The organism is Peribacillus sp. P4_C12 (assembly GCF_056402095.1).
In genome coordinates this window covers 1-1,485 of record NZ_JBFUIB010000747.1, presented here as the reverse complement: position 1 = coordinate 1,485, position 1,485 = coordinate 1, and the positions used below count along the sequence as shown (strand labels likewise).

General features: G+C 40.2%; 1 protein-coding gene. It reads left to right on the top strand.

Going from position 1 to position 1,485, the window contains the following annotated elements; translation table 11 throughout:
* On the top strand, window positions 1-1,485 hold a 1,485-nt coding region (locus tag AC1DUW_RS28605), incomplete at both ends, for an AAA domain-containing protein (protein ID WP_477644155.1).

Genomic DNA, 1,485 nt, shown 5'->3' with positions numbered 1-1,485 from the left:
ATCATTAGGTGATTTAATCGGGGAAGCTTATTTATACCATGATCCCTGGGAATTACTAGAACAATTGATTACCCGTCTAGATGAAATCAAGAGAAGCAAAAAGAAAAGGCTACGGATTAAGCGTCTTATGGATCCATCTATGCCCCAAAAACATCCGGTAAATGAAAAACAAAGCAGTGTAAAAGAATTATATGCACGTTCAAAATTTAATCCTGTCACTTTTGTCTGGGGACCTCCAGGAACAGGAAAGACTTATACATTGGCACGTACGGTTGCAAATCATTATTTCCAAGATAAAAATATCCTGGTGCTGTCACATAGCAATCAAGCTGTAGATGTACTGATGGCTGAAATCTCTACATTTATTAAAAAGAAAGACCGTTTCCATGAAGGAGATGTGCTTCGCTATGGTTCACAAATAGGTGATTCTCTAGCGATCCATGATGATATTGTTACAGGTCAACTATTAGGGAAGCATGAACCGGACTTGATGAAAGAAAAAGAGCAACTTGCAGAAGAAAAGCGGTTGTTAAAGCAGGATTTAGCTGGTTCATTTAGCAAAAGAGATACCGATCAATTAATTGAATTAGAAAAAAAATTAGCTAAAGTATTAGAGAAAATTCGTCAAAAAGAGATGCTACTTGTGAAAGAGGCTAAAATTATTGGAATGACCTTGGCTAAAGCTGCTAGCGATGAAACGGTATACCAAAAAGAATATGATCTAATCATTTTGGACGAAGCCAGCATGGCTTACGTACCGCAAGTAGCTTTTGCGGCAGCCTTATCCAAACATATTATCGTTTGCGGTGATTTCAAACAATTGCCACCAATTGCTTCTGCACGTGACTCTCTAGTGAAACTTTGGCTGAAAGAAGACATCTTTCATCGCGCGGGGGTTGCACAATCAGTAGAAGAGGGGGAACTTCATCCTCATTTATTTCTCTTAAAAGAACAGCGCCGAATGCATCCAGAAATTTCGGCATTTACGAATCGGGTTGTCTATAACAATTTTGTTGGAGACCATGAAAGTGTTTTGACAAGTAGAGATAGCATAAGATCAGCGGAACCGTTTGCAAATCAGGCAGCTGCACTTGTCGATACAAGCTTTTCAGGTGAATATTGCATGACGGAACGCACTTCCCATTCGAGAATGAACCCATGGCAGTTGCTTTTGTCCTTTCAGCTGATTCATGAATCGTATGTTGGCGGTGCCCGATCCATTGGTTATGTTGCTCCTTATCGTGCCCAGGCTAACTTGATGGAAAAACTTTTGGATGACTTGTATAGTCAAGAAAGGCAAACAGCAGACATCATAGCTGCAACTGTACATCGTTTCCAAGGCAGTGAAAGGGATGTCATGATTTTTGACACGGTTGATAGTTATCCGCAAAATCGTGCAGGAATGTTGTTGACCGGAAGAGAAAGTGAAAGGCTAATAAATGTGGCGATAACAAGGACCAAAGGGAAGTTCGTACATGTTTGTGA